Genomic DNA, 644 nt, shown 5'->3' with positions numbered 1-644 from the left:
CATGAAAAGTCTTTTGCTGGTGTGACAGGCTCTGTCAATGTGGGCATTCTTGGTGCCGTACAAGATGTAAGGGATGCAGCCAAACGTTTTGGTCATGGGGATACAAAACACAAAATCGGCAATGGTCTTATTGCTGGTCTAAAAGGCTATGATCTCTATAGTAAAGGCAAAGGTCTTTATAATGGGTTGAAAGGTGGAAACAAACAGTCTATTCGTGATATTGCTGATGTTTCTGCCAGCGTAACCGTGGGCTTTAAGACAGAGAAAACAGAAGCCTCTGTTCAGACATCTACTTCGGTAACAGGTACAATAGAAGGCGGACGCGCTGTTAATATGCAAGCCCACAAAGGCAGCATCCATGGTGTTGGAGCCGGTATTATTGCCGGTACAAACCCGATGCAAAGCAATGATGAACAGAGTGGGAATATCACCATGGGAGCAGGTAAAGATATCCTCTTTGAAAGTGCGCAAAACACGCAAAGCACACAAAACCATAACCAAAGCGCTTCGATGAATATTGGGTATAGTTATGGTACCAGTGGTACAGGGTGGATGGGGAATGCTTCCTTTGGTAAAGGTAAGGGTTCCAGTGATGAAGTGCATCACAAAAACAGCCATATTATAGGCACCGGCACTGTTCATAC

At 44.7% G+C, this 644-nt stretch carries 1 protein-coding gene; it reads left to right on the top strand.

Annotated features, from left to right (window positions below; all coding sequences use genetic code 11):
• The coding region (locus ACFIKU_RS10145) for a hemagglutinin repeat-containing protein (protein ID WP_375657435.1) at positions 1–644 on the top strand (644 nt) is incomplete at both ends.

It is taken from the genome of Bartonella sp. CM120XJJH (assembly GCF_042194715.1).
Classification (GTDB): domain Bacteria; phylum Pseudomonadota; class Alphaproteobacteria; order Rhizobiales; family Rhizobiaceae; genus Bartonella.
Note: the sequence above shows the minus strand (reverse complement) of the source record. Positions and strands in the feature narration are given on the sequence as shown.